The organism is Segatella bryantii (assembly GCF_022024215.1).
GTDB classification, from domain to species: domain Bacteria; phylum Bacteroidota; class Bacteroidia; order Bacteroidales; family Bacteroidaceae; genus Prevotella; species Prevotella bryantii.
In genome coordinates this window covers 301035-309339 of the sequence record NZ_CP091797.1, presented here as the reverse complement: position 1 = coordinate 309339, position 8305 = coordinate 301035, and the positions used below count along the sequence as shown (strand labels likewise).

Annotated in this window: 8 protein-coding genes and 1 tRNA gene; 6 read left to right on the top strand and 3 right to left on the bottom strand. The window is 38.2% G+C overall.

Annotation, left to right across the window (positions count from 1 at the left end; translation table 11 throughout):
* Positions 1 to 31: 31 nt before the first annotated feature.
* Positions 32 to 751: a DUF5106 domain-containing protein gene (locus tag L6471_RS01105; protein ID WP_237797065.1), complete on the top strand. Its 720-nt coding sequence runs from the start codon at positions 32 to 34 to the stop codon at positions 749 to 751.
* An 87-nt stretch (positions 752 to 838) separates the two neighbouring features.
* Here the strand turns inward: L6471_RS01105 and L6471_RS01100 are convergent, their stop codons facing one another.
* Positions 839 to 1711, bottom strand: coding sequence for a Cbp1 family collagen-binding glycoprotein adhesin (locus L6471_RS01100; RefSeq protein WP_006281415.1), 873 nt, complete (start codon positions 1709 to 1711; stop codon positions 839 to 841).
* 343 nt (positions 1712 to 2054) lie between these two features.
* Between L6471_RS01100 and L6471_RS01095 the strand changes: the two genes are divergently transcribed.
* The 4 genes from L6471_RS01095 to ftsZ all read left to right on the top strand — a co-directional run bounded on the left by L6471_RS01095 (position 2055) and on the right by ftsZ (position 5544).
* Entirely contained in the window at positions 2055 to 2306 is a 252-nt protein-coding gene (locus L6471_RS01095; protein WP_006281416.1) for a hypothetical protein, read from the top strand.
* Positions 2307 to 2371: 65 nt separating this feature from the next.
* Entirely contained in the window at positions 2372 to 2836 is a 465-nt protein-coding gene (gene greA / locus L6471_RS01090; RefSeq protein WP_237797064.1) for a transcription elongation factor GreA, read from the top strand.
* Positions 2837 to 2897: 61 nt separating this feature from the next.
* Complete coding sequence (locus L6471_RS01085; RefSeq protein ID WP_036858203.1) at positions 2898 to 4058, top strand: hypothetical protein; 1161 nt, start codon at positions 2898 to 2900, stop codon at positions 4056 to 4058.
* Between the two features lie 16 nt (positions 4059 to 4074).
* Positions 4075 to 5544, top strand: coding sequence for a cell division protein FtsZ (gene ftsZ / locus L6471_RS01080; protein ID WP_237797063.1), 1470 nt, complete (start codon positions 4075 to 4077; stop codon positions 5542 to 5544).
* A gap of 128 nt (positions 5545 to 5672) precedes the next feature.
* On the opposite strand, the gene L6471_RS01075 is transcribed toward ftsZ, so the two are convergent.
* Together L6471_RS01075 and L6471_RS01070 are read right to left on the bottom strand one after the other, a co-directional pair.
* Positions 5673 to 5743, bottom strand: a tRNA-Trp gene (locus L6471_RS01075).
* A gap of 108 nt (positions 5744 to 5851) precedes the next feature.
* On the bottom strand, positions 5852 to 6346 hold the full coding sequence (locus L6471_RS01070; RefSeq protein ID WP_006281420.1) for a methylglyoxal synthase: 495 nt from the start codon (positions 6344 to 6346) through the stop codon (positions 5852 to 5854).
* Between the two features lie 436 nt (positions 6347 to 6782).
* Here L6471_RS01070 and L6471_RS01065 point away from each other — a divergent pair, with 436 nt between their 5' ends.
* Positions 6783 to 8168 carry an ammonium transporter gene (locus L6471_RS01065; RefSeq protein WP_006281421.1) on the top strand — a complete coding sequence of 462 codons (1386 nt, stop codon included), beginning with the start codon at positions 6783 to 6785 and terminating at the stop codon, positions 8166 to 8168.
* The last annotated feature ends 137 nt before the right edge of the window (positions 8169 to 8305 follow it).

Sequence of the window (8305 nt, the reverse complement as noted above, 5' to 3'; positions counted from 1 at the left end):
CCATATATCCATGAACATTTCGACGGGTATCATGAAAAAAAAATCAGTCCTTTTATTTCTTTTGTTTACTCTACTGACTATTTCGAACAAAATACAGGCACAGGATTTAGAGTCAATAGACCTCATCAAATACTGTCAGCACTTCCATTTTTCAGATAAGAATATAGCCCAATCTGCAGAACAGGAACAATATTTGGCAGATTTTTTCTTTCTCTTGCAGCACGTTGAGGATGACGATTACAAGCAACATGCCATCAATAACCTGTTCCAAGAAGCATCCCCATATCCAGAAGCCATCGACTTCATATTAGACGAAAGTCATCGGTACTTAACCGACTGTGAATCACCTGTATACAATCCTAAACTCTGGGAATTTTTCAGACGAGATACACGGGGACATGTCGTTCTCGACTTTCAATATACTGATGAAGAAGGACGAGACTCTACACTCTATACGACTCCTCTACAAGGTGATATTACCCTATTCTTCTATAATCCTGAATGCGAACATTGCATGCAAACGATAGCTGAATATAAGATACGCGAAGATGATTCCTGCATAACAGACGGAGAGACCATTTGGGCTATCCACGTAGGAGAAAATGATATACTCTGGCATAATACACTACCACTTTTGCCCAAGTTGTGGAAAAAAATAAAAGATCGTAGTCATCTTATGACACGACGCTGGTACGATCTTGAGAAGTTGCCTCATATCGTTAAGATAACAGCCAACTATCAAGTGAAATAGGCTCAATAAAAAGCATTACTAGAAAAACATTAGAGGTTCGACTTATTAAAAAAGTCGAACCTCTAAATAAAAAAATAATATAATGAATTACAATTTAATAACCAAGAACTTACTAACACTCCAGAACTTGTTCACATCCTTGATGTGTAAAGTAGAAGTACCATTTGCATTCTGAGTAATCTCATAAGAACCTGCAGGCATTTGAGTCATAATCTGAGGCTTCTTAGAATTCAAGTTAATATCATTATAGTTACGGATATCAATTTTGCTGAAATCTGCACTCTTCAACTTAGATACATCAATCTTTTTCTTTGCAAGGAAACCACCAGTCAACAAGCCCTTATTCTTCAGCTCCTTACTTGTACCAATCTGCACATAAGCCTCATGAATCGTTTCATCTTGAGCATTCATAACCGTCTGCTGCTCTGCAACCGTATTATTAAGCTGAGTATTCGTGGTATTAAGAGCTGTGATATCATCATTCAACTTGGCGATATCTGCGTTCTTCTTGTCCAACTCTGCCTGCAATTCAGCAATCTTAGCTTCTTTCTCATCCAACTGCTGCTTGTAATAAGCTATCAACTTCTTCACACGCTGAGAATAAGAAGAATTACTGCTGCTAAGCTTTTGCTCGAGCTCTGCGATATGCTCACGCTGACGCTTAACGATATCATTTAAGGTAGACAACTGAGTCTTTAAAGTTTCCTTATCAATACGCTTTCCCTCAGGATTAGAAGACTTGCGAACAATACCTTCCTGAGCAGCAATACTGTCCATACCATCACTCATAACCTGAATAAACTGAGCCATAGAGGTAACATCTTCAGCACGTAGACTATCTACATTTGCAAGAGAATCAAGCTGTTTCTGCAATGCTTCTGCTTTATTATCCTTGCAACCGACAATAGTCAAACCTGCTAATACAACGAGGCTCATTACACTAATTTTACTTTTTTTCATAACGATAACTCTCCTAATTTTAAATGAATAATAAATAATAATATAGGAATAATAACTAAAAATTTTTTAACAAAAACAAATTTTCTTTCTACAACAAAGGTATAGTAAAATTACTGATATTAATAACAAAAACGCATATAATTATGATTTTTTATACAACAACCGTTACGATAGAGGAGGAATTTTGGAATTATTTACTTACGTTGTGACGAATTAAACTATACCAATAAATGATAATTATGACTCTTGCAAAAAAGAAGCTTCTTCGCAAAAGTTACTGCACGAAAAACTATCGTATTTCAAAATAATGTACTACCTTTGCAAGTCGAAATAAAATAAAATCATGGCAACTCATCAACAGAAATTAGCAATCAGACAACAAATAGACAATTTTATAAAACAAGGCGGAGACTTCGCATTTGTTTTTGGAGATATCCGTTTGCCAGTAGAGTACAATGAAGCATTAGGAACATTACACGTTAATGTAAAAGACAAAAAAGTTTCTCTTGTCGTAAATTATAATATCGACTTACAAGATAACCTGAATGACTTGATGGAACATCTGCTTACTGAGTACCCAGAATTAACTGACTAAGCTATTAAAATAGCTCCATCAATAATCCCCATTAGCATTAATAAAAACTAAAAAGAAGAAGCCTTATGGAATATATGTCTCAAGAGGGATACGATAAACTCGTAGCCGAACTACAACACCTTACTAAGGTGGAATTACCACGAGTAACAGAAGCAATCTCAGAAGCACGCGATAAAGGCGATCTGAGTGAAAATTTCGAGTATCATGCAGCTAAGCGCGAACAAGGACGTCTACTGGGCCGTATTCGTTTTAAGCAGAATGTACTGGCTCATGCTCGGGTTATCGATTCTTCACGGCTCAGTGCTGACAATGTACAGCTTCTCAGTAAGGTTAAACTTACGAATACCGGTAATAATGCCAGCATGAATTATACCATCGTAAGTCCGCACGAAGCGAGCCTTAAAGAGGGTAAGATTTCTATCAAATCTCCTATTGCACAGGCTTTACTTAATAAAAAGGTAGGTGACGTGTTCGAAGTAAGGGTTCCTGCTGGTCTACTAAAACTGCGCATTGATAATATCGAATTATAATACTTCACCAAAAAATACTATGATTGCTGCTTGTTTATTGATTCTCTGTAATTCTTTCAACATGCAGGCTCAACAAACCGATAATCAGCTACGTGTGTCTTATTCTACCACAAAAGACACGACCATAACTAATTCTCATCATGAGCCTAAGTCTGTTTTACATCGCGAACAAGTATCTCATCATTTTAAGGATGACCGTAACAAATATTTAAATCAAAAAGCAGAGAATAAAAAAGATTCCAATATCATTATTGATAATACCGGTGTCAATAATAAGCGATTTGAGGGTAGTTTGTATTCTGAAGTAAACTATGGCAGACACGGGGACCTTGATTCTCCTGACTTGCTCGACTTGCCTCATTTCATTATTAATGGCCATTTACATTTGGGCAAAGGGTGGACTGTTGTGGCCGAACTGGAATATGAGCAGTTTTATGAAAATAAACAGTGGGAATATAAATTTGATGGCAACTTTACATCCAACAAACTGTATATAGCCAAAGATTTTTCTAAGGCCTTCAGTGCAAAAGCCGGTATTATCGAGGTTCCTGTAGGTATCGTCAACGCAGGTGGACCTGCACTTACCATCTACGACCCAGAAAGCGAATCGAATATTATTCCGATGACCTGGCACGAAGGTGGCGCCAGTATATATGGCTCCCTTGGTAAATGGGATTATCAGATTGGCGGCTATATCTATACTTCTCTCCCACTAAAAAATAGCCAAATGCTAGGAGGAGCTATTCGCCTGAACTACTATCCTATCAACGGTCTTCGCATGGGTGTGAGTAGCTACTGGGGAACGCCATGCAAAAGTCAATATCACCGACAAGATTTGAATTTTCTTGGTACAGACGGACTATGGTATGGTGCTTTCGACTTCGATTACCAGGAGAATGGTTGGATTATAGACGGTTCTGCTATTTACTGTACCGACCAATCAGCTAAATCTGCTGGTATAGAAATCGGCTATGACTTCTTTGAGACAACTGAAAAGACAGATAAGATGGAACTTATTCCATTTATGCGATACGATGGATTGTTTCATTTAGGCGAACTCAACTTTAATAAATATACTGTGGGTATCAACTTTTCACCACTCAAAAACCTGGTAGTAAAAGGCGAATATGCCATACGACACCATCAAGGAGGGTTTGAAGAAGGTGAAAAAGCCACTTGGCATTCTTTTGATATCGGAGTAAGTTATACTTGGGAATTCTGATAAAAAAAGATAGAATATGCTCGATTTCGATGTAGAAATAGAAGACAAGACCAAAGACATCATCAAGGTAATCGGTGTAGGTGGTGGCGGATGCAATGCTGTAAGCAATATGTACCGGGAAGGCATTGATAATGTCTCGTTTGCTGTATGCAATACTGATAGCCAGAGTCTGAGAAATTCACCTGTACCCGTAAAAATACAATTGGGCACAGGTTTGGGTGCTGGTGCCAATCCTGAAATCGCCAAACGAGATGCCGAAGAAGCCGTAGACGATATCAAACGATTGTTGTCTGACGGCACTAAAATGTGCTTTATCACTGCAGGCATGGGCGGTGGAACGGGCACGGGAGCAAGCCCGATTATCGCTGGTGTGTGCAAGCAGCTGAACATTCTGACAGTAGGTATTGTTACCATTCCTTTCTTTTTTGAGAAACGCAATAAGATTATCACGGCCTTACAGGGAGTAGAACAGCTTCGCAAAAATGTAGATGCCCTGCTTATTGTGAACAACGAGCGTCTTTGTGATATCTATGCCGATACACGGGTACCTATCAAGGAAGCATTCAAAACTGCCGACAAATTACTGAGTGATGCCACAAGAAGTATAGCAGAACTGATTACTGTTGAGGGCACTATTAACCTTGACTTTAGAGATGTGGAAGCTACTATTAAGGGAGGTGGCGGAGCTTTAATGGCTATCGGAAGAGCATCGGGCGAAAAACGTGTTCAAAATGCGATTCTTAATGCACTCGACTCTCCTCTTCTATACGGCAGCGATATTTCTAAAGCCAAACGCATTCTCTTTAATATTTATACGAGCGAAGAGCATCCTCTCTTGATCAGTGAAATGCAAGAAATAGACTCTTTCATGTATGAACTTGATCCAAATATTAATGTGATATGGGGCGTATCTGATGACAATACTGTTGGCGAGGATGCCAAAGTAATTATTCTAGCAACGGGACTGGATAATGAGTTCCTGCCTAGAGAAAAAGATCATGGAGAAGATGAAACGCTATATTATAACGAAATCATCGAAAGTCTCTATCGAAAAAATCAGACTGAACATTCTGAGGATGCAGATAATACTGAAAAGGATATAAGCACTGAAATAGCTGAGGAAGATGTTAATGCAGAGAATGACAAAAATACTGAAAAGGATGCAAGCACTGAAATAGCTGAGGAAGATGAAAATGATGATTTTTCTAATCTTGAAATAGAGACTTTGGAAGAGCAAAAAGAGAAGAACGAACAAGAAACGCTTGAAAATCTGGAAGAAAAGGATGACCAGAAAGAGGATAAATTAACGTTCAGACCCTATAATCCTGCAGCAAATCATAATTCCGTCATCAAGAAACCGACAAATTATGATGAAAACGGTGCACATGAATACGATATCAAGGAACAAGCGACCCATCATCTTAGTTTCGCCGAACGGGTACGTCTTCGCATTAAGAATACAATGGATAAATTCACTGATGAATGATCTGAAGAATAACAATTACATCCGCACAAAGAACTAAATATTGGAAAATATCGCGATTATATCAAAAGTAAAGTGATTATAACTAAAAAAGTGAACTAGCAAAATGTGCTAATTCACTTTTTTCTTTGCAGGCGAACCAGGAATCGAACCCAGAAAGGCGGTTTTGGAGACCGCTATTTTACCATTAAATTACTCGCCTATTATGCAATAGGTACTCCCTTTTACAAAACGATTGCAAAAGTAATATTTTTTTTTCAAATAGCCAAAATTTTTTAAGACAAGTTTACAACAAGACTATATATTTTGGCTATTGATTTAAATTACGATGAGCATAAGCCTGAATGCAATCAGGTATTTTACGCTCATAGCTCTCGTTACCCAATAAACTCGATGTCAATAGCATATCTGCAGTCGTACGATTAGTAGCAAAAGCAATATTGTAAAGTGAAGCCAGTCGAGACAAAGCCGACACATCGTTCTGGTGTCCCTGCATCACCAAGTTGTCACAAAAGAAGATAAGCATATCTACCTGTCCGGTAGCAATCATAGCACCTATCTGCTGATCTCCCCCCAGTGGACCACTCAGTAACCGAGTAACCTTATCTTTAAAAGGATAAGTTACCACTTCTTTATCACCATCTGTTTCAGTAACAATACTCAGCTCACTGATAAGCTTTCCGGTAGTACCCGTCGCATAAAGATGATGATTAGAGAGTAAGTCTGCATTAAACTTAACCCAATTCATGATTTCTTTCTTACGTGAATCGTGTGCAACAAGTGCAATATTCAATGTTTCTTTCATATATCTTTTTTATTTACTTTGTTAATTAAAATAGCAGTCCACCTTTTGAAGTGAACTGCTTATTCATGCTTCTCACGTATTACATTCATTTTTTAATTAGTACATAGGCACTATAATAAACTTACAAAATCTCTCTCTCAACGACAATAAGATAAAATACATCAAGTGTTGTCTTTACGATTGCAAATATAAACAAATTGAAACTATTTTAGTTTAATATATTACATTTTTCTACAAGTATAATTAGTATTCTTACTATTCGTAAGTCAAAGATTAAAAATACTAACCAACTGTAAGCGTTTATTATTAAATATCTTACAATACGTAAGAATAAATATAATAAATAAAACATTATGATATCAATTACACCACTTTTGCCAACAATAAGCTATCTTTGCAGCCAAAACACAAACCATTATATATAAAAGAAATAGCTATGCATATCAAAAAGAAATGGATTTTACTCATGCTTGGCATGGCCTTTATAGCCATATCAGGATTATTCGTCAGTGAACCATCATTCACCTGTGATTTTAGTAAGATCAATGGTGCAGATGTATCTTGGCTCATCACCTCCACGATTTTTGTATTAATGATGACCCCAGGACTGTCTTTTTTCTATGGAGGAATGGTAGGAGCCCGAAATGTAATATCAACCATGCTCCAAAGTTTTATCGCCATGGGTATCATTACAGTACTCTGGGTAGCATTTGGTTTCAGTCTGTGTTTTGGTGACGACATTGGTGGCATTTTAGGCAATCCGAACACCTTTTTAATGTTTCAGAATGTAGGAGCCGACACTTATATTACCCCAACAGGAAAATTAGTAGGTGGCGCAACGATACCGTTGGCTCTTTATGCTCTGTTCCAGATGAAATTTGCCATTATTACTCCTTCACTGATTACAGGTTCATTTGCAGAGCGAGTACGTTTTTCGGCTTACCTCTTCTTCATGATGTTTTTCTTCATAGTGATCTACTGTCCATTGGCACACATGACATGGCATCCAGATGGACTATTCTTGAAATGGGGAGTAGTCGATTTTGCAGGTGGTATCGTTGTCCACGCCTCATCTGGTGTTGCAGCATTAGCCGGAGCGATATTTCTTGGTCGAAGAAAGACTCAGACCAAGAATGAGGAACCAGCCAACATACCTTTTGTGCTCCTCGGAGCTGCCATGCTTTGGTTAGGATGGTTTGGTTTTAATGCAGGTAGTTCTTTACACGCCGATGGTGTAGCCGTTAAAGCCTTCTTAAATACCACGACAGCCTCAGCAACAGCGATGATGACTTGGATATTTTTCGATTGTCTTCGTGGCCGTAAACCTTCAGCTATGGGCGCAGCTGTAGGTTGTGTCGTCGGTTTGGTAGCTTGCACCCCTTCAGCAGGATATGTTACTGTAGGGCAGACCATATTTATTGCATTCATAATTACCATGATATGCAATATTGCCGTATACTGGCGTTCACAGAGCCGCATAGACGATGCTCTCGACGTATTTCCTACCCATGGCACAGGTGGTATTGTAGGTACAGTCATGACAGGTATCTTCATTCAGGAAGGGCTCATTGCCGGCACATGGGATGGCTTTGTCGTCTTCCTCTATCATCTGTTAGCCATCGCTATAGTATTCGTTTACACCTTTATTATGAGTTATTTCGGTTATTGGTTAGTAGATAAATTTGTACCTATGCGTGTCAGCATCGAGAGCGAACGGGTAGGTCTAGACCTTAGTCAACATGATGAACATTACGGTCTGGCCCACTTCGGAGAACGGGAACTTGCCGAATATGAAAGACATATTAAAGACAAAAATGGATAATTGACTATTGTATTTAAGCAAGAAAGGGGCATATCGTGAGAAATGCCCCTTTCTTATTTGATAATACCATCCTCGCCATCATAGTATCGAACAATAGAAATGAAATACGATATTATATATTTAATATATCCTTTGGA